Genomic DNA, 19,573 nt, shown 5'->3' on the forward strand with positions numbered 1-19,573 from the left:
AGGAATGGAATATGGTTGCTATCAAGCGTCACCTAATACTAGGGGCTAGTGCTTTGCTGTTAAATTCAGCGTGGGCCGCTCCTGAGCCGAATACTGAGAGTGCGCCCATTCCTCTGGCGCAAATTCAGACATTTGTCGAAACCTTTGAAACCATCAGTGCTGGCTATGTTGAAGAGCTCAACGACGAAGAGATTCTCAATAAAGCACTGAAGGGCATGGTGTCGTCCCTTGACCCGCATTCCGAATATCTCACCAAAGAAGAAGTGACCGACTTTGATGAACAGACCTCGGGCAATTACGCTGGGATTGGCGTTGAAGTGGAAATGGTCGATAACAAGCTGACGGTGATTTCACCGGTAGATGATTCGCCTGCGGCCAAAGCCGGTATCAAAGCGGGAGATGTGATCATCCGTATTGATAACCAGTTGGTGTCTGGTGTCGGTTTGCAAGAAGTGGTGAAGCTGATGCGCGGTAAAGTCGGAAGCTCAGTGTTACTCGACATTGACCGCAATGGTGAGATCAAACAGTACTCGGTTAAGCGCGCTGAAATTGAAGACAGTAGCGTCACCAGCGAGTGGCTAGGTAATGATATTGCCTACATCCGTATTAGCCAATTTTTGGGCAACTCAGCGAAAGAATTCCGCGAAAAGCTCACCGATTTGCAAAAAGAAGCACCGATCAAAGGCCTAGTTTTAGACTTGCGTAATAACCCAGGCGGTGTGCTGCAAAGTGCCGTGGGCATTGTTGATACCATGATCAATGACGGTCTGATCGTTTATACCGATGGTCGTCATGAATACTCGAAAAGCCAATTCAAAGCCGCCAAAGAAACTACCTTGTTGCCGAAAGCGCCATTGGTCGTCTTGGTGAACGAAGGCTCGGCGTCGGCCTCAGAAGTCTTGGCTGGTGCGATTCAAGATCATAAACGTGGCTTAGTGTTGGGCACAGAAACCTTCGGTAAAGGCTCAGTACAAACCGTAGTACCGCTAAGCACGGGGGCCGCAGTGAAACTGACGACGGCGCTGTACTACACGCCAAACGGCCGTTCCATCCAAGCTCAAGGTATCATGCCTGATATGGTGATTCCTCAAGCTAAAGTGGAAGTAGAGAAGGGACGTTTCTTTATCAAGGAAGCGGAACTGAAAGGCCACCTAGGCAATGGTACCGGTGGTGTCGAACGTACTAGCTCCGACGTGGACAGCAAGTTGAATGATCTTGCGGTGAACGATTTCCAGTTATTCCAAGCGCTTTCCATCTTACAGAGTGCCCAGCAGTTTTTGGTTAAGTAATGCAACGAACCCTCTCAATGTGGGCCAAGGCCAGCGTTTTGCTGGCCGGCCTGAATGGTGCTCTGTATGCCGATATTCAAGACGCAGAGCCGATGCCGTTTCCAGTATTGGATCAAACTACGCCTAAAAAGCTTGATCCGTTTCCTTATCTAGCGCCTTCGCTTGACGAGACTCCGACTTGGCCGCCGCTGTTCAAAATACCACAGCCTAAACCTGAGTCCGCTCCCGCTAGCAAGTTACCGATTATTACTCAGCGCATGGCGCCAATATCGGATATGGATGCCATGCCAGCACCGCCCAGAATCGCCGTTATTATTGATGATGTGGGTTATAGTCGCCGTGGTATGGAAGAGACGCTCGCGTTACCGCTGCCTGTGGTGCTGGCGATTCTGCCGGAAACGCCCTATGCCGAGAAAGCCGCCCAACGTGCGCAATTACAGGCGCGCACTACGATTCTGCACGCGCCGATGGAGAATCAGCGTGAATTAAAATTGGGCCCAGGTGGACTCTATGTGCGTATGGGGGAAGAGGAGTTTAAGCGTACCCTCAGAACCGATCTCGACAATGTGCCCCATGTGAAAGGGGTTAATAATCATATGGGCTCATTACTGACCACTCATACTCAGCATATGCAATGGGTGATGGATGTGATGGCGGAGCGCTCATTATTTTTTATTGATAGCCTTACCAGTCCGCAAAGTGTTGCCCACGCCGAGGCGAGTGCGCGTGGCATTCCGACCGTCACTCGTGATGTGTTTCTCGATAATGTACGCTCGGCACAAGCCATTGGTGACCAATTTGAACGCTTGCTAAAGCATGCCCATCAGCATGGCTCAGCGATCGCTATCGGTCACCCTTATCCTGAAACAACGGCTTATCTACAGCAACGTCTACAACAACCCCTTTCTGCACAATTAGTGACCATTGATCACTTGCTCAAGTAATCGATATCGGTCTAATTAAGCTCAATCACGGCGACTTTGTTCGTGGTTTTGGCTGCTTTTTTAGACTGATGTCAGTCCAAAATTTCATGCGAGAACGATAACTTAGAAGAATATTCTGAGTTTTTGTTGTTTCTCGGGAAATATGTTCGATTAAATCTTGCACTGCTATTGACCGCTATTTGACCAGACGGTATGTTTTGTGTTCACCAATGGTGCACATTTCAAAAAATCTTTCCGTGATTATTGCTATTTTTTGCCATTTAGATGGCTTGTAATTTTCTGGAACGCTTCTTGCTTTTTTAGAATAACGATAAAACCAAAATGAGTAGGAGTTAAACATGTCGAACACAGTTGTAAGAAAAACGCTTATCTCTTTGGCGGTTGCTGGTGCAGCGTTCGCTGCTCAAGCAGATGTTGTCATCGGTGTTGCAGGTCCTCATACAGGTGCCTACGCTGCCTTCGGTGATCAGCTTTGGCGCGGCGCTGAAAAAGCGGCGATGGACATCAACGCTAAAGGCGGTATTAACGGCGAAATGATCAAGCTGGTGAAAGCCGATGATGCCTGTGAACCAAAACAAGCGGTATCGGTTGCTAACCGACTAGTGGACTCTGATGAAGCGGTGGCCGTAGTGGGTCACTTCTGTTCCTCTTCCTCAATTCCTGCTTCCACCATTTATGAAGAAGCGGGCGTACTGATGGTAACGCCTGGTTCGACCAACCCAACTCTAACCGATCGTGGTTTGCCAAACGTGTTCCGTGTTTGTGGTCGTGATGACCAGCAAGGTGACGTGGCAGCAAGCTACATTGTTGATCAGCTAAAAGCGAAACGCGTTGCTGTGCTGCACGACAAAGACACTTACGGTAAGGGTCTAGCGGACGCGATGAAGTCAGCCATGAACGCTTATGGCGTTGAAGAAGTGCTGTACGAAGGTTTGACGCGTGGTGAGAAAGACTTCAACGCACTGGTAACAAAAATCCGTTCAGTGGATGCGGATGTCGTTTACTTTGGTGGCTTGCACTCAGAAGCGGGTCCACTCGTGCGCCAAATGCGTGAGCAAGGCCTAACGGCGAAATTTATCTCTGGTGACGGTATCGTTTCCGATGAGTTTGTCTCAGTGGCGGGCTCGCCTGAATACGTGGACGGTGTATTGATGACCTTCGGTGCGGATCCGACCACTTACGCAGCGGGTAAAACTGTAGTCGATGAGTTCCGTGCGTCAGGCGTTGAGCCAGAAGGCTACGTAATGTACTCCTACACGGCGATGCAAGTGGTTGCAGCGGCCTTGGGTGCGACCGATATGGACCCAGTGAAAGCAGCAGACTGGCTACATGAAAACTCCATTGACACCGTAATGGGTGCTAAGAAATTTGATGACAAAGGCGACTTAACCGTATCTGACTACGTAATGTACGAGTGGGATAAAAACGGCAAGTACGCCATGATGAACAACTAACCCCCATTTAGTTGTTCAAAGAGGCGCAATGATTGCGCCTCTTGCTTTCCCTGTTACAAAAATTCCTAGAGGTTACTTCGATGGATATCGTTCTACAGCAGTTAGTGAACGGCCTCACGCTTGGCTCCGTTTACGGGCTTATCGCAATCGGATATACCATGGTTTACGGCATCATCGGCATGATCAACTTTGCCCACGGCGATGTTTACATGGTCTCCAGCTACCTGACCGCCATTGCGATTGCTCTTCTTACTTTCTTCGGTTTTGAGTCTTTTCCAATCATCATTTTCGGAACACTCATTTTTACAATCATTGTCACAGGCGCCTACGGCTGGGTGATTGAGCGGGTGGCTTATCGACCTCTACGTAACTCCAGTCGCCTCTCTATCCTAATCTCTGCGATCGGTATGTCGCTGATCCTGCAAAACTATGTACAAATCTCCCAAGGCGCACGCCAACAAGGTATTCCAACTTTACTAAGTGGTGCGATCCGATTTGAAGTGGGTGATGGCTTTGTCCAGATTACCTACATGAAATTATTCATTCTGTTTGCTGCGTTCTTGGGCATGGGCGTGTTGACCTACATTATCCAAAAAACCAAATTGGGTCGTATGTGTCGTGCCACGCAGCAGGACCGCAAAATGGCCTCAATCCTAGGTATTAATACGGATCGAATCATTTCTTCAGTGTTTGTCATCGGTGCGGCCATGGCGGCCTTGGCGGGTGTACTGGTGACACTAGATTACGGTGCGTTCGACTTCTATGTCGGCTTTATTATCGGTATCAAAGCCTTCACTGCAGCCGTGTTGGGCGGTATTGGTTCACTGCCGGGTGCCATGCTCGGTGGTTTGATTCTAGGGCTTTCCGAAGCGCTGTTTGCCGGCTTGATTTCTTCGGACTACAAGGATGTGTTCTCGTTCTCACTGTTGGTGGTGATTTTGATTTTCCGTCCAAGTGGTCTTCTGGGTAAACCTGAAGTGGAGAAAGTCTAATGAATCAGCAAACTGGAGTGAATATCGGTGCCAGTGTAAAAGACGCTGTCATAGCAGGCTTGCTGGCACTGATCGTATTTGGACCGATTATCGGTGTGTTATTGGACGGTTATGACTTTAGTGCTCGTCCTGAAGATTTGGCCATTGTCATCGCCATTGTTATGGTGGGACGTTTTGCCATGTCGGTGTTCGTGCAATCGAATGCTGGGCAAAAGTTCTTATATCGTCATGCGATGAAAGAAGACGGTGTCACCGTGACAGCACCGGGCTACAAAAGCAAACTCTACTACATCCTGCCGATCGTGATCGTAGTGGGTTTGATTGTGCCCTTTGTTGCGACTAAATACATTTTGACGGTGGTCATCCTAGGCTTGATTTACGTCTTGCTTGGACTTGGCTTGAACATAGTAGTGGGTCTTGCGGGGCTATTAGACTTAGGTTTCGTGGGCTTCTATGCCATCGGTGCTTATGGCTTAGCGTTAGGCTATGAGTATCTAGGGTTAGGCTTCTGGTCAATGTTGCCGATTGCGGCAGTGATGGCGGCGATTGCCGGAGCGATACTGGGTTTCCCTGTACTGCGTATGCACGGGGATTATCTGGCCATTGTGACCTTAGGCTTTGGTGAGATCATTCGTTTGCTACTGACCAACTGGACTGAATTTACCCATGGTCCAAATGGTGTGTCAGCGCCTTTGCCATCGCTGTTTGGCTTGGAGTTTCAACGCCGCTCCCGAGAAGGTACGCCATTTCATGAGTTCTTTGGGATCCCATTCGACTCGGCTTACAAATACATGTACGTGTATTTGATCCTATTTGTCGTGGTATTGGCGGTGCTGTACATCAAACACCGTTTAACGCGTATGCCGATTGGCCGTGCTTGGGAAGCCTTGCGTGAAGATGAAATCGCTTGTCGCTCGCTGGGTCTTAACCATGTTTTGGTGAAGCTATCTGCCTTTATGTTGGGGGCTTCCACCGGTGGTATCGCTGGGGTGTTCTTCGCAACCTACCAAGGCTTTGTTAACCCATCTTCGTTTACCTTCTTCGAGTCGGCCTTGATCCTTGCCATCGTGGTACTCGGTGGTATGGGCTCGACGCTTGGGGTGGTGATTGCCGCCTTTGTGTTAACCGTATTGCCGGAAATGCTGCGTGAATTCGCAGACTACCGTGTCTTGATGTTCGGTATCCTGATGGTGGTGATGATGATCTGGAAACCGCGTGGTTTGGTTCGCGTTACTCGTAAAGGTTTCGCGACGCGTAAGGGAGCACTCAAATGAGCCAAGAAAATATTTTAGAAGTGGAAAACTTGGTCATGCATTTTGGTGGTATCAAAGCTTTAAATGATGTGACCTTTGATATTAAGCGCGGTTCGGTGTCGGCCTTGATCGGCCCGAACGGCGCCGGAAAAACCACGGTTTTCAACTGTTTAACGGGCTTTTATAAAGCCACGGGTGGCAGCATTCTGTTGAACGCGGGTGACAAACCCACCAGTGTCGTGAAAGTACTGGGTGAGAAATTCAAAGGTTCCGACTTTATTAACCCGGCGGCTTTCGTGGAGCGGGTTAAATACAAGATGTTCGGTGGTTCGCATTTGGTGAACCGAGCAGGTTTGGCCCGTACCTTCCAAAACATTCGTTTGTTTAAAGAAATGTCGGTGATTGAAAACCTGCTAGTTGCACAACATATGAGTGTGCAACGCAGCATGATTTCCGGCATTTTAAATACGCCGTCGTTCAAAAAGTCAGAAGAAGCCGCGCTCCGTAAAGCCTTCTATTGGTTGGAAGTGGTGCATCTAACGGAGTTTGCTAACCGCCTTGCTGGGGAGCTGTCTTACGGTCAGCAGCGTCGTTTGGAAATTGCCCGTTCTATGTGTACCAATCCAGAAATCATCTGTTTGGACGAGCCGGCAGCCGGTTTAAACCCATCGGAAACGGAAGCGTTAGCCTCAATGATCCGTGTACTTAGGGATGAACATAACACCACTGTGCTGCTGATCGAGCACGATATGGGGATGGTCATGAATATCTCGGATTACATTGTGGTGTTAGACCACGGCGAAGTGATTGCCAAAGGCGGCCCAGACGACATTAAGTCAAACCCTAAGGTGATTGCCGCTTACTTAGGGGCCGAAGAAGGGGAGGATGTATCACTATGAGCACACTGTTGCAGTTTAAAGATGTGGATGTTCATTATGGTCCCATTCAAGCGTTAAAAAAGGTCAACCTTGAAGTGAATCAAGGGGAAATCGTGACCATGATCGGCTCCAATGGTGCGGGTAAATCCACGCTGTTGATGTCGATCTTTGGCCAACCACGTATTTCGAGCGGGGAGATCATCTACCAAGGTGAGGATATCTCGAAAAAATCCGCCCACTATGTGGCCTCGAATGGCTTGGCTCAATCACCTGAGGGGCGTCGCATCTTCCCAGGTATGTCGGTGGAAGAGAACCTATTAATGGGCACGATTCCAATCGGTATGGCGCACTGTGATGAAGACATGCAGCATATGTTTGAGCTATTCCCACGGCTAAAAGAGCGCCGCAATCAGCGCGCTTCGACCATGTCTGGTGGTGAGCAGCAGATGTTGGCGATTGCTCGTGCCTTGATGAGCCGTCCTAAGCTATTACTGCTGGATGAGCCGAGCCTTGGTTTGGCGCCGATTATTGTGAAGCAAATCTTCCAAATCCTAGCGGATGTGGCAAGTACTGGTATGACCATCTTCTTGGTTGAACAGAACGCTAACCATGCACTGAAATTGGCGGACCGAGGCTATGTGCTGGTGAACGGTGAGATCCGTTTGACCGGTAGTGGCGATGAGTTATTGGTCAACCCAGAAGTGCGCGAAGCCTACCTAGGCGGGCACTGATTTTCTTCACGCTCTCAAAACTCCCCCTAAATCAATAGGGGGGATCTGAGACTTCTCTAGCATTGCCTTGTAGGTACATTAGGTATCCAGCAAAACGCTTTTTAAAGCGACTTCTAGCGCTTGCGCGTAGAGCTAAAAAATTGGTTTTGCTGGATACAACCTGATCGGTTGCTCTAATCAGCCACCAAAAAATTTGCAGTGGCTTCTAGCGCTTGCGCGTAGAACTAAAAATTAGTTTTACTGAATGCAGCCTGATCGGTGCATTTATACAGACACCAAAAAAATTTTGCAGCGACTTCTAGCGCTTGCGCGTAGAGCTAAAAATTTGTTTTGGTGGCTGTTATCTAAGCAAAGCAAATTAGGCGCGGAATTGCTTACCAGATAGCAGATCTAACACCTGAGATGGTTGCGCCGCATCCCCTAAAGACGCGTCAAAAATAGCGTCTAACGTATCACCAAAGTAGGCCATCACTTCTTCTTTCGAGCGCGCTGGATCAAGCCCCGCAGGGTTGGCCGACGTAGACACTAATACACCATCGTAGGCACAACACAGGTCTTGCACCGGCTCGTGCTGACTTAAACGGATCGCTACACCAGGATGCTGACCGCGCACCCAATCGGGGGTGATCAAGGTATCTGGCACGACCCAAGAGGTAGGGCGATCGGTGATTGATATCAGGCGTGTGAATTCCGCAGGTTCGAGAATTTCTTGCCAAGGGGATAAGTGTTGCGCCGCACCCGCAATCAGGATCAGACCTTTCTCAACAGGACGTGATTTGAGCATTAGAATGCGTTGCACCGCTTGCTCGTTAAAAGGGTCACAGCCTAAGCCCCAAACCGCTTCAGTCGGGTAGGCTACAACACCGCCATCACGCAAGATTTCTGCTACTTGCGCCGCATCAGAAGTAATCAGCATGAGTGTTCTCCGTTATCTTTTTTAGTGCACGGAGTGTAAAACTTTCACAGAAAAACGGCCATACACTGTATGGCCGCGAGGGGATGATTAGGAAAGTTTCTCGATTTTTTCCTTAAGTTCGCTGATCTTGTTGGCAACGACACGCTCCAGATGATCCAGCTCATTTAGTAGATCTTCTTTGGTTTGCTTATCTTCGTACTCTTGACCTAGCAAACGACCGAGTTCGTCTACCGCACGCAGTACCACAAGAGAAGGTTCGCTGATTTCGCGGTATTGCTGTTGGCCGCCATCCGCTAATACGGTGCGAGTGGCGCGACCGAATTTGAACTTCTTACTCTTTGGTAGTAGCGAGCCTTTTTCACGACGGTAGTAAATTTTTAAGACATCAAAACCACCTTCGTAACGAAGGGTGTATTTTTCGATATTATCGAAGCTGTTAATGCCCATCGACTCAAGTGTTGGGTACATAAAAAGTCCTTATGTGAATGATGTGTTTGGTCTCTTTATGTAATGAAATTGTTGCCAGAAAAGCAAGCGAAACAGCAGGAAATTGACTGGAAACGACGCCATGGCTGATCTGTGGCCATGGCGCTGTTTTTGTGTGGGGCGAAAACTTAATCGTCGTCACTATCTGAGTTATCGATGCCCAGTTCTTTGATCTTGCGAGTTAGGGTGTTGCGCCCCCAACCTAGTAGCAAAGAAGCATCACGGCGACGACCCGCGGTGTGAGTTAGAGCGGTTTCAATCATGATGCGCTCAAACTTAGGTACTACTTGCTCAAGAATGCCTTTTTGGCCGCTGGCCAAAGCACTGTCGACCCAATTCTTCAGGGCGTCTTCCCAAGAACCATAAGGACGCTCAGATGGTGGTGTATTAAGAAGCTCTGGCGGCAGGTCTTCGATCAAAACTTCACGACCGGAAGCCATGACAATCAACCAGCGACAGGTGTTCTCAAGCTGACGTACGTTGCCCGGCCAATCCAAACGGCTCATGTAGTTTTCCGTTTCCTTGGTGAGGACTTTGGGCTCTACATGCAGTTCGTCAGCGGCACGACTTAGGAAGTGGCGCGCGAGCTTAGGAATGTCTTCACGTCGTTCTGCCAGTTTTGGTAGGTGGATACGGATCACGTTAAGACGGTGAAATAAGTCTTCACGGAACGAGCCTTTGGTCACTAGGCCTTCTAGGTCTTGGTGGGTCGCTGCAATGATGCGTACATCGACTTTCACTGGGGTGTGACCGCCAACACGGTAGAATTCGCCATCCGCTAACACACGTAGCAAGCGAGTTTGCGTTTCCGCTGGCATATCACCGATTTCATCTAGAAATAGGGTACCGCCATTGGCTTGTTCAAAACGACCACGACGCTGAGTATTGGCGCCGGTAAAGGCACCTTTCTCATGACCAAACAGTTCTGATTCAATCAAATCATGGGGAATCGCCGCCATGTTCAAAGCGATAAAAGGATTCGCCGCACGTGGACTGTGGCGGTGTAATGCCTGTGCTACCAGCTCTTTACCAGTTCCCGATTCACCATTAATTAACACCGTGATATTGGAATTGGCCAAACGACCAATAGCGCGAAACACTTCCTGCATCGCCGGTGCTTCACCAATGATCTCTTTTTGTGCCAATGGTTCGGCTTCTTCGATGACCACTTCCGGCTTTGACTTGTTATGGTGCAAAATAGCGCGCTTAATCAAGCTGACCGCTTCTTCCACGTCAAATGGCTTTGGTAGGTACTCAAAGGCACCGCCTTGATAGGAGGCCACGGCACTCTCAAGGTCTGAGTGCGCCGTCATAATGATCACGGGAATGTATGGATGATCCTTTTGCAGCTGGCTTAACAGGGTTAAACCGTCCATTCCTGGCATGCGAATGTCGCTGATAATTACCGTGGGTTGTTCCTTGCCAATCATGTTCGCGAGCGCTTCTGCGGACTCAAACAAGCGGCACTGAATGCCTTCTTGTTCCAGTGTTTTCTCGAGAACCCAACGAATTGAGCGATCATCGTCGACGATCCATACTGTTTCTTGTTGTGACATTTGTTCCTCCTAGCCCGTCACCGATTTTTCTATCGGAATCAGGATATTAAATTCTGTTCGCTCTGGCTGGCTGTTGCATTCAATGATGCCGTTATGCTGATGAATCACGGACTGCGCAATGGAAAGTCCCAAACCGGTACCGTCTGGGCGGCCACTGACCATCGGGTAAAACAGGGTTTTCATCAAGTTTTCTGGAATACCCGGACCGTTGTCGACGATGCTCAGTCGACATACCAAGCGATGGCGCTTGGTGCCAATGGTGAACTGGCGCAGTGTGCGTGTAGAAATGGTAATTTGCTTGTGATCATTGCCTTCTTGGTTGATCAAGGCCTGCATGGCATTGCGCATGACATTTAACACTGACTGAATCAATTGGGATTCATCGCCAATAATGTCTGGAATACTGGGATCGTAATCGCGCACCAAGGTAATTTGGCCTTCAGATTCCACCGAAATAAGCTGGTTAACACGCTCAATCACTCGGTGAATGTTGAGTGGTTTGTACTGCGGCAATTGGCGTGGGCCTAACAAGCGGTCCACTAGGTCACGCAGGCGGTCCGATTCTTCAATGATCACCTGAGTGTAATCTTTCAGGCCTTCATCATCGAACACACGACTGATCAACTGGGCAGCACCACGAATGCCCCCTAATGGGTTTTTAATTTCGTGGGCAAGGCCGCGTATCAGCTCTTTGCTGGTCTGGTGATTGGCGATTAATTCATCTTCTTGCGAAATACGCTTCATGCGATCGCGTGGGTGCAGCTCAATCAACAGGCTATCTGTGTTATTTAACGCCCCCATCACAGGTGTGACGTTGTAATCGCACAGTAAAGTTTTACCTGTGGTGAGGATGATTTCTGCTTCACGTTTGGTGAACGGGTGGCCTGATTCAATCGCTGCTAATAGGGCGCTGCGACTGGCATCGTCTTCGCTAAAGGCTGACGCTAAATCCTGACCGTAAATACGTCGACGGCTGACCTCTAGCATCATTTCCGCAGAGGGATTGAGATACTCAATACAGAGTTCTCGATTCAGCTGCAGTACGGCAGTTGATAAGTGGTCGATCAGTAAACTGTACACCGGAAGTGCCCCTTGGAATGTTAAAGGTGCTGTCCATACGCGCTATTTCAGAGCACTGATGTGACAGCATCGATTCTTTGTTAAAAGGTATTGCAAAATACGAACCAACATTGGGCAAAGAGCAATCCCTTTATTTATCTAGCTTTATTAGTAAGTTATACCAAATGATTGCTCTAAAATGGTGCGAACGTAACTGATTGATTAAAAATAGGGCAAAAAAAAGCCCCAACATAGGTCGGGGCTTTTTTAGGAATTTACCTAAGCTATTTGCTAATTAGCAGCTGTAGTAAAGTTCGAACTCAAGTGGGTGAGTCGTCATAGAAACGCGACGAGCTTCAGCAGTCTTAAGATCGATGTAAGCGTTGATCATGTCATCAGAGAAAACGCCGCCTTGAGTTAGGAACTCACGGTCTGCATCTAGGCAAGCAAGCGCTTCTTCTAGGCTACCAGCAACTTGTGGGATCGCATGAGCTTCTTCAGCTGGAAGATCGTACAAGTCTTTATCTGCAGCATCCCCTGGGTGAATCTTGTTCACGATACCGTCGATACCAGCCATCAACATAGCTGCGAATGCTAGGTATGGGTTAGCGGTTGGATCAGGGAAACGAGCTTCGATACGCTTACCTTTTGGAGAAGATACGTAAGGAATACGGATAGAAGCAGAACGGTTGCGAGCAGAGTAAGCAAGCATTACTGGTGCTTCAAAGTGTGGTACAAGACGCTTGTAAGAGTTAGTAGAAGCGTTTGTGAACGCGTTCAATGCTTTAGCGTGCTTGATGATACCACCGATGTAGTAAAGCGCCATTTCAGATAGACCAGCGTACTGATCACCTGCGAATTGGTTTTGGCCATCTTTCCAGAAAGACTGGTGAACGTGCATGCCAGAACCGTTGTCACCAACGATTGGCTTAGGCATGAAAGTCGCAGTTTTGCCGTAAGCGTGTGCAACGTTGTGTACACAGTACTTAAGGATCTGAACTTCGTCGGCTTTCTTAACTAGAGTGTTGAATTTAACGCCGATTTCGTTCTGACCAGCAGTTGCTACTTCGTGGTGGTGTACTTCAACAGAAAGACCCATTGCTTCCATTGCGTTACACATTGCAGCACGGATTTCGTGGTGAGAATCGACTGGTGGCACTGGGAAGTAACCGCCTTTAACGAATGGACGGTGACCAGTGTTGCCGCCTTCGAAAGACTTGTTAGAAGACCAAGCCGCTTCTTCAGAGTTGATTTCAACGCTGCAGCCAGACATGTCTGTACGGAATTTAACGTCGTCAAAAATGAAGAATTCTGGTTCTGGACCGAAGAATGCAGTGTCACCTAGACCAGTTGATTTTAGGAATTCTTCAGCGCGAAGTGCTACAGAACGTGGGTCACGATCGTAACCTTGCATTGTAGAAGGCTCGATAACGTTACAACGAACGATTACTGTTGCTTCTTCAGTGAATGGGTCAAGAAGAGAAGTGTCATCTTGAGGCATCATGATCATGTCTGATTCGTTAATGCCTTTCCAGCCAGAGATTGAAGAACCGTCAAACATTTGACCGTTTTCGAAAAATTCTTCGTCCACAGCAGAAGCAGGGATAGTAACGTGCTGCTCTTTACCTTTGAAGTCTGTAAAGCGAAGGTCAACCCAACGTACGTCGTGTTCTGCGATCAAACTAAGAGTCTTGTTTGACATATTTGTTCTCCAGTGTTGTCTATACGAAATGTCTTTCGGAATTCAATGTTGCTTCAAGATGAAGCGTAATTGGCAAAATGTAAAGCACAAGCTGTGCCAGAATTTTGGGCATTTTTAAAAGTCATTTAATTTCAATGAGTTATATATGTGTTTGCCATGGTGCTGGCAAAGATCGCACTTAATTGACTCCAAACCAATTCGCCTTTGAACCAATGTGGTGCACTAATGTAGTGCGATGTGTGGTTTTGGTGCACTAATTTGGGGTTGGTTTCAGCGCTGTATGCTTTATACTGTGCGCCCTCAAGTCACTCTGTACGAAAAACACACAGCCAATGAAATTTATCGTTAAATTCTTTCCAGAAATCACCATCAAAAGCCGTCCAGTGCGTAAAGCATTCGTGAAGCAGCTACGTCAAAATATCCGTCACGTGTTACGTGACCATGATGAAAATGTGACCGTTGCCGGAAACTGGGATTTTATTGAAATCCTGTCAGATCTAGATGAGCAACGTGAAGCCTTTATTGAATCGCTACGCCATATCGCAGGTATTGCGCATTTTCAGTTCGTGCGTGAATTCCCGCTAACGGATTTAGACGGCATTGTGGAAGAAGCGTTGGTTTCTTACGGCGATGCGTTAAAAGATTCTGTGTTCGCGGTGCGCGTTAAGCGTGTGGGTCAACACTCATTCACCTCGGTGGACGCAGAGCGTCATATCGGCGGCACATTGAAAGCCCGCTCTGGCGCCCTAGCGGTACGTTTGAAAGACCCAGAAGTGTTGGTGCCGATTGATATTCGCGATGACCGCGTGTGGATTATCGAGCAACGTATCGAAGGTCTAGGCGGTTACCCACTAGGTTCTCAAGACGCGGTTTTATCTTTGATTTCAGGTGGTTATGACTCAACAGTGAGTTCATTTATGACCATGAGTCGTGGTTTGAAAACGCACTTCTGTTTCTTCAATCTTGGCGGCGATGCCCACGAGATTGGTGTGAAACAAGTATCGCACTTCTTGTGGGAGAAATACGGTTCAAACCTGGGTGTGAAGTTCATCACCATTCCTTTTGAAGACGTGGTAGGAGAGATCCTAACTAACGTTGATAACGCGGAAATGGGCGTGATTTTGAAGCGTATGATGCTGCGTGCTGCGTCTCGTGTGATGGAAGGTGTGAGTGCCAAAGCCTTGGTCACTGGCGAAAGTATTGCGCAGGTGTCGAGCCAGACATTGGTGAACTTGAAAGTCATTGATCAGGTTACAGATGAGTTGGTGATTCGTCCGCTAGTGACCATGAACAAGCAGGAAATCATTGATAAAGCGAAAGAAATTGGTACGGCGCCGTTTGCGGCCAGCATGCCAGAGTTCTGTGGTGTTATTTCTGTTAAGCCAACCACTCGTGCGAAAATGCACCGTGTTGAACGCGAAGAAGCCAAGTTTAATTTTGAGGTATTAGATAACGCGGTAAACAGCGCGCGCGTGATGTCGATTCAAGATGTTATCGACGATGTGAACAAGCAATACCAGGGTGAAGTGCCGATCGTGCGCATGCCGGTGGGCGATGAAATCATTATTGATATTCGCCATCCAGATGAAGTGGAGCGTAATCCAGTGAAGGTGTCTGGCCGTCAAGTGATTAATATTCCATTCTTTACCCTAGGCAACAAATGGTCTGAGTTGGACCAAGGCGCTACCTACCTGTTGTACTGTGGTAAAGGCGTGATGAGCCGTATCCATGCTTCGCATCTCATGTCGAAAGGTAATGAAAACGTAGGCGTTTACTTGCCTTAACAATACCCTGCACCAAAAAAGCGCACTCATTTGAGGGGCGCTTTTTTTATGTCTATGACAAACCCTAGGTTCAAAATTTTCTGAACCAGTCACTAATTTTGGTCTAAGCAAGAATGATTAGTGTGCGTCCTTATACAGCAATAAAGTTAACCGTTCGTGTTAGATCAGTAATTTGAATAGACTAAATACGCTAGTTGTGATTTTTGTCATGGTCGCAGTTTGCCCTCAGGCTACACTCTAGTCCTTAATTTTTGCTAGATGGTAGATATGGACATGACATATGAGCAGCAAGGATCAGAGCGTATTTTAGACAAAGAGTCGAATATTCTTTCTCTAACTACTCCAGACAGTACGATCACCTATGTGAATAAAGAGTTTGAACACATCAGTGGTTTTGAGACAGAAGACTTATTAAGCCATTATCATAATATTATCCGCCATCCGGATATGCCTAAAGCCGCCTTTGCCGATATGTGGCAACACCTACAGTCCAAGCAATCTTGGATGGGCGTGGTTAAAAACCGCTGTAAAGATGGCAGTTACTATTGGGTTGATGCCTACGCCAGCCCGGTGGTGGTAGACGACAAAATTGTTGAATACCAATCGGTGCGCCGAGCGCCCAGTCAAGCCGTAAAGCAGCGCGCGGAGTCCCTCTACCAATCTCTCAATAACAGTGCTGACCCTAGTAAAAAATTACCGAAGAAACCGCTGTTAAGCTTTCCAATGCGCTGTCTGCTCGCGCTCATGAGCTACTTTTTAGTGTCCAATCTGATTGCCAGTCAATTTGACGGTGCCATGGCATGGAGCCTCAATGGTGCTTGCTTCTTGGTGCTACTGGCCTTGTTATGGTGGTGCTATCAGCCATTAAACTTGGCCATTGCTCGTGCCCGAAATGTCTCGGACTCAGCGCTTGCGGCCTATGTCTATACTGGTCGCACGGATGAGGCGGGCTTTATTCGCTTAGCGCTAACGCGTCTACGAGGTGAGACGGCGGCAGTGGTGGGGCGTATTACCAATTTCTCTTTGCTGTTACGTGAAAAACAGACTGAAGTGTGTGCCAGTGTGTTGGCCAGTGAGCGCGCATTAGACGAATTATCAAAAGATTTTAGCTCCATTGAGCAAGCGACCGATGACATGGTGGCCGCGGTTGAAGAAGTGGCTCAAGCGACTCAGGACGGAACGGCAGTAACGGAAGCGGCTTTTACCACCATGAGTAATGGTCAACAGGCGATTAGTACCGCTCGTGCCGCCATGGATGCGGTGCGTGAGCATATTAGCCAAGCCAATGAAGAGTTAGCACGTTTGCGCAGTGATAGCGAAGCCATCAGTTCCGTGGTGAGTGTGATTCAAGAAGTAGCCGAACAAACCAATTTGTTGGCGTTGAACGCCGCTATCGAAGCGGCGCGAGCGGGCGAACAAGGTCGTGGCTTTGCGGTAGTGGCCGATGAAGTGCGTAGTTTGGCGACGCGAACCTATAAATCGACGGAAGATATTATTGGTGCGATACAGCGCGTTCAGCAAGGCTCGTTAGCCGCCTGTGAGAAAATGGAATCGGCGGTGACAGCAGTCGAACATACCCACGCAGAATCTATTAGCGTTGAACATGCGGTAATGCAGGTTCGAGAAGGCTTGGATCAAATTCACCAAAATGCTATGCAAACCGCCGCGGCTATGAATCAACAGAGCGAAGCAGCGATGCAGATCAATCAGCGAATTGCTAATGCGGTGACTGTGACGGCTGGGATCGTGGAAAAATGTCGTGATAACTCAGGCGCTTGTGATGAGTTGTATGATTTGTCACAGAAAATGGAAGGCCTAGCGCGTCAATTCTGGCGTCAGGTAACTCGACCTAAAAATTAAGCTTGCTAGCCATTCAGTAAAAGTCCGCATCGCGGACTTTTTTTGTATTTTTTCGGGAACTTCATAGGAAGTTCACAAAGATAAGGGTACAATTGCGCGAATTTTACTCCGAATGGAGAGCGAGACTGATTTGTAGCGTACCGTACCCGCTTAGTTTCGTTCTATCTCATTCCCTGTCGCTAAATGCAGAGAAATATTAATGTCTATTGATATCAGTAAGTTACGTAACGTCGCGATCATCGCGCACGTTGACCATGGTAAAACAACGCTGGTTGACCAGCTTCTAAGTCAATCAGGTACGCTAGACCGTAAAGAAATGGGTTCTGAGCGTATCATGGACTCGAACGACCAAGAGAAAGAGCGTGGTATCACCATCCTAGCGAAAAACACCGCTATTAAATGGAACGATTACCGTATCAACATCGTGGACACACCTGGGCACGCCGACTTCGGTGGTGAGGTAGAGCGTGTACTATCGATGGTTGACTCTGTATTGCTATTGGTTGACGCCGTTGACGGTCCAATGCCACAAACGCGTTTCGTAACTTCTAAAGCATTCGAACGTGGCCTAAGCCCAATCGTTGTAATCAACAAGATCGACCGCCCTGGCGCGCGTCCTGATTGGGTTATGGACCAAGTATTTGATCTATTTGACTCTCTTGGTGCGACAGAAGAGCAGCTAGACTTCCCTGTGATCTACGCATCTGCGATCAACGGTATTGCCGGTAACGATCCAGAAGCAATGGCTGAGAACATGGAACCACTTTACCAAATGATCGTAGACAGCGTTCCGGTTCCTAAAGTTGACCCAGAAGCACCATTCCAAATGCAGGTGTCTGCATTGGACTACGATAGCTACGTAGGTGTTATCGGTATCGGTCGTATCACACGTGGTAAATTGTCTCCAAACCAACAGGTTGTTATTAAATCTGCGGATGGTAAAGAGCGTAAAGGTCGTATCCTTAACGTTAAGGGCTACCACGGTCTACAGCGTGTTGATACAAACCTTGCGTCTGCGGGTGACATCGTATGTATCACAGGTATCGACGGTCTAAGTATCTCTGACACGCTTTGTGATCCAGAATGCGTAGAAGCGCTACCAGTTTTGACTGTTGATGAGCCAACAGTAAGCATGACGTTCATGGTTAACGACTCACCATTCGCTGGTAAAGAAGGTAAGTTCGTAACTTCTCGTAACATCAAAGATCGTCTAGAACAAGAATTGATCCACAACGTAGCGCTACGTGTTGTACAAGGCGATACACCAGATAAATTTATCGTATCTGGTCGTGGTGAGCTTCACTTATCTGTATTGATCGAAAACATGCGTCGTGAAGGCTTCGAGCTAGGTGTTTCTCGTCCTGAAGTAGTTCAGAAAGTGATTGATGGCGTTATCCAAGAGCCATTCGAACAAGTAGTAATCGACGTTGAAGAGCAACACCAAGGTTCTATCATGGAAGAGCTAGGTCTACGTAAGGCTGAGCTAACGAACATGGAACCAGATGGTAAAGGCCGTGTACGTCTAGAGTTCATGGTGCCTTCTCGTGGTTTGATCGGTTTCCGTGGTCTGTTCCTAACACTGACTTCTGGTTCAGGTATCATGACTTCTATCTTCGATCACTACGGTCCAGTGAAAGAAGGTGATGTGTCTAGCCGTCAGAACGGTGTATTGATCAGTATGGTGAAAGGTAAGACATTGTCTTACGGTCTATTCAACCTTCAAGATCGTGGTCGTCTATTTAAAGGCCACGGTGAAGAAGTATACGAAGGCCAAATCATCGGTATTCACTCACGTTCAAACGACCTAACTGTTAACCCAACTAAGGCGAAACAGCTAACCAACGTACGTGCATCGGGTACTGACGAAGCTTTGACTTTGACTCCGCCAATTCGTCACACACTTGAGCAAGCGCTTGAGTTCATCGAAGACGACGAGCTAGTAGAAGTAACACCAGAAAGCATCCGTCTACGTAAGAAATTGTTGACTGAGAACGAACGTAAACGCGCAAGCCGCTAATACGTTATCGAGCAGCAGCAAATAGGCCGCAAGGCCTTGAGCGGAATGAAAGCGCCCTAGGGCGCTTTTATTTTGTCTGCGATTTGTGTAGAACAGTCTGCGCTAGAACGAATAGGAGTAAATGGATGAAAGTCTTAGTACAGCGATCTTTGGCGGCGAAAGTGGAAGTAGACGGTGAGATTGTCGGAGCCATTGATCATGGCCAAATGGTGTTAGTCGGTATTGAGCGAGGAGATACCGAAGCCGATACTCAGCGTCTTGCGGACAAGCTACTGAAATACCGCATGTTCAGTGATGATGAAGGCAAGATGAATCTAAACGTGCAGCAAGTGGGTGGTGGGGTTCTGCTAGTGTCTCAGTTCACCTTGGCGGCGGATACAAAAAAAGGCCTGCGTCCGGGCTTTTCCTATGCGGCGGAGCCTGCGGAAGGTGAGCGCCTGTTTAATGACTTCGTTGCGAAAGTGCGCTCGCAATATGACAAGGTGGCAACTGGGCGCTTTGGTGCAGATATGAAAATCCAGTTTACCAACGATGGTCCAGTGACCTTTATGTTGGACTAACTCCCGTACGACCCGACTCCTTTAGCTTCAGGGGTCAGATCCCTGCACGTATATCAGCTTCTAACCTCTGCGGCCTGTTTAGGGATCTGACC

The 19,573-nt window shown here is 48.1% G+C and carries 16 protein-coding genes; 11 read left to right on the top strand and 5 right to left on the bottom strand.

Translation table 11 applies throughout. From position 1 onward, the window contains the following. Positions 1–11: 11 nt before the first annotated feature. The 7 genes from ACOSVP_RS16395 (at position 12) to ACOSVP_RS16425 (ending at position 7,541) form a co-directional block, all read left to right on the top strand. A complete protein-coding gene (locus ACOSVP_RS16395) occupies positions 12–1,289 on the top strand; it encodes a S41 family peptidase (protein WP_487348554.1) in 1,278 nt (425 codons plus the stop codon). Then, positions 1,289–2,233 carry a divergent polysaccharide deacetylase family protein gene (locus ACOSVP_RS16400; protein ID WP_487348555.1) on the top strand — a complete coding sequence of 315 codons (945 nt, stop codon included), beginning with the start codon at positions 1,289–1,291 and terminating at the stop codon, positions 2,231–2,233. Before ACOSVP_RS16395 ends, ACOSVP_RS16400 begins: the two co-directional genes overlap by 1 nt. 338 nt (positions 2,234–2,571) lie before the next feature. Then, positions 2,572–3,687: a branched-chain amino acid ABC transporter substrate-binding protein gene (locus ACOSVP_RS16405; protein WP_487348556.1), complete on the top strand. Its 1,116-nt coding sequence runs from the start codon at positions 2,572–2,574 to the stop codon at positions 3,685–3,687. Positions 3,688–3,767: 80 nt separating this feature from the next. Further along, positions 3,768–4,679 carry an ABC transporter permease subunit gene (locus ACOSVP_RS16410; RefSeq protein ID WP_487348557.1) on the top strand — a complete coding sequence of 304 codons (912 nt, stop codon included), beginning with the start codon at positions 3,768–3,770 and terminating at the stop codon, positions 4,677–4,679. Continuing rightward, positions 4,679–5,953 carry a high-affinity branched-chain amino acid ABC transporter permease LivM gene (gene livM, locus ACOSVP_RS16415; RefSeq protein ID WP_487348558.1) on the top strand — a complete coding sequence of 425 codons (1,275 nt, stop codon included), beginning with the start codon at positions 4,679–4,681 and terminating at the stop codon, positions 5,951–5,953. The genes ACOSVP_RS16410 and livM overlap by 1 nt, the downstream gene beginning before the upstream one ends. Beyond that, positions 5,950–6,831 (top strand): ABC transporter ATP-binding protein, encoded by an 882-nt coding sequence (locus ACOSVP_RS16420; RefSeq protein ID WP_487348559.1) that lies wholly within the window; start codon positions 5,950–5,952, stop codon positions 6,829–6,831. Before livM ends, ACOSVP_RS16420 begins: the two co-directional genes overlap by 4 nt. Next, positions 6,828–7,541: an ABC transporter ATP-binding protein gene (locus ACOSVP_RS16425; RefSeq protein WP_487348560.1), complete on the top strand. Its 714-nt coding sequence runs from the start codon at positions 6,828–6,830 to the stop codon at positions 7,539–7,541. Before ACOSVP_RS16420 ends, ACOSVP_RS16425 begins: the two co-directional genes overlap by 4 nt. 358 nt (positions 7,542–7,899) lie before the next feature. Here the strand turns inward: ACOSVP_RS16425 and tsaC are convergent, their stop codons facing one another. The 5 genes from tsaC to glnA form a co-directional block, all read right to left on the bottom strand. Continuing rightward, positions 7,900–8,457 (bottom strand): L-threonylcarbamoyladenylate synthase type 1 TsaC, encoded by a 558-nt coding sequence (gene tsaC / locus ACOSVP_RS16430; protein ID WP_487348561.1) that lies wholly within the window; start codon positions 8,455–8,457, stop codon positions 7,900–7,902. A gap of 87 nt (positions 8,458–8,544) precedes the next feature. Further along, entirely contained in the window at positions 8,545–8,925 is a 381-nt protein-coding gene (locus ACOSVP_RS16435) for a DUF3461 family protein (protein ID WP_487348562.1), read from the bottom strand. A 146-nt stretch (positions 8,926–9,071) separates the two neighbouring features. Continuing rightward, a complete protein-coding gene (ntrC, locus tag ACOSVP_RS16440; RefSeq protein ID WP_487348563.1) occupies positions 9,072–10,499 on the bottom strand; it encodes a nitrogen regulation protein NR(I) in 1,428 nt (475 codons plus the stop codon). A gap of 9 nt (positions 10,500–10,508) precedes the next feature. Continuing rightward, entirely contained in the window at positions 10,509–11,579 is a 1,071-nt protein-coding gene (gene glnL, locus ACOSVP_RS16445) for a nitrogen regulation protein NR(II) (RefSeq protein ID WP_487348564.1), read from the bottom strand. Positions 11,580–11,853: 274 nt separating this feature from the next. Beyond that, positions 11,854–13,260 (bottom strand): glutamate--ammonia ligase, encoded by a 1,407-nt coding sequence (gene glnA / locus ACOSVP_RS16450; RefSeq protein WP_487348565.1) that lies wholly within the window; start codon positions 13,258–13,260, stop codon positions 11,854–11,856. Positions 13,261–13,592: 332 nt separating this feature from the next. On the opposite strand from glnA, the gene thiI reads away from it, so the two are divergent. The 4 genes from thiI (at position 13,593) to dtd (ending at position 19,481) form a co-directional block, all read left to right on the top strand. After that, positions 13,593–15,044 (top strand): tRNA uracil 4-sulfurtransferase ThiI, encoded by a 1,452-nt coding sequence (gene thiI / locus ACOSVP_RS16455; protein WP_487348566.1) that lies wholly within the window; start codon positions 13,593–13,595, stop codon positions 15,042–15,044. 267 nt (positions 15,045–15,311) lie between these two features. Beyond that, a complete protein-coding gene (locus ACOSVP_RS16460; protein WP_487348567.1) occupies positions 15,312–16,904 on the top strand; it encodes a methyl-accepting chemotaxis protein in 1,593 nt (530 codons plus the stop codon). A gap of 199 nt (positions 16,905–17,103) precedes the next feature. Beyond that, a complete protein-coding gene (typA, locus tag ACOSVP_RS16465) occupies positions 17,104–18,921 on the top strand; it encodes a translational GTPase TypA (protein WP_487348568.1) in 1,818 nt (605 codons plus the stop codon). 125 nt (positions 18,922–19,046) lie between these two features. Then, the gene (gene dtd, locus ACOSVP_RS16470) at positions 19,047–19,481 is read left to right on the top strand and encodes a D-aminoacyl-tRNA deacylase (RefSeq protein WP_487348569.1); all 435 of its coding nucleotides are present in this window, start codon (positions 19,047–19,049) and stop codon (positions 19,479–19,481) included. Positions 19,482–19,573: the final 92 nt, after the last annotated feature.

The organism is Marinomonas sp. HM11-D (assembly GCF_057626615.1).

Coding starts and splice junctions, on each gene's coding strand:
- thiI (WP_487348566.1), top strand. CDS start 13,593: ATGAAATTTATCGTTAAATTCTTTCCAGAAATCACCATCAAAAGCCGT.
- ACOSVP_RS16400 (WP_487348555.1), top strand. CDS start 1,289: ATGCAACGAACCCTCTCAATGTGGGCCAAGGCCAGCGTTTTGCTGGCC.
- typA (WP_487348568.1), top strand. CDS start 17,104: ATGTCTATTGATATCAGTAAGTTACGTAACGTCGCGATCATCGCGCAC.
- ACOSVP_RS16435 (WP_487348562.1), bottom strand. CDS start 8,925: ATGTACCCAACACTTGAGTCGATGGGCATTAACAGCTTCGATAATATC.
- ACOSVP_RS16395 (WP_487348554.1), top strand. CDS start 12: ATGGTTGCTATCAAGCGTCACCTAATACTAGGGGCTAGTGCTTTGCTG.
- glnA (WP_487348565.1), bottom strand. CDS start 13,260: ATGTCAAACAAGACTCTTAGTTTGATCGCAGAACACGACGTACGTTGG.
- ACOSVP_RS16425 (WP_487348560.1), top strand. CDS start 6,828: ATGAGCACACTGTTGCAGTTTAAAGATGTGGATGTTCATTATGGTCCC.
- tsaC (WP_487348561.1), bottom strand. CDS start 8,457: ATGCTGATTACTTCTGATGCGGCGCAAGTAGCAGAAATCTTGCGTGAT.
- ntrC (WP_487348563.1), bottom strand. CDS start 10,499: ATGTCACAACAAGAAACAGTATGGATCGTCGACGATGATCGCTCAATT.
- ACOSVP_RS16460 (WP_487348567.1), top strand. CDS start 15,312: ATGGACATGACATATGAGCAGCAAGGATCAGAGCGTATTTTAGACAAA.
- ACOSVP_RS16420 (WP_487348559.1), top strand. CDS start 5,950: ATGAGCCAAGAAAATATTTTAGAAGTGGAAAACTTGGTCATGCATTTT.
- dtd (WP_487348569.1), top strand. CDS start 19,047: ATGAAAGTCTTAGTACAGCGATCTTTGGCGGCGAAAGTGGAAGTAGAC.
- ACOSVP_RS16410 (WP_487348557.1), top strand. CDS start 3,768: ATGGATATCGTTCTACAGCAGTTAGTGAACGGCCTCACGCTTGGCTCC.
- ACOSVP_RS16405 (WP_487348556.1), top strand. CDS start 2,572: ATGTCGAACACAGTTGTAAGAAAAACGCTTATCTCTTTGGCGGTTGCT.
- livM (WP_487348558.1), top strand. CDS start 4,679: ATGAATCAGCAAACTGGAGTGAATATCGGTGCCAGTGTAAAAGACGCT.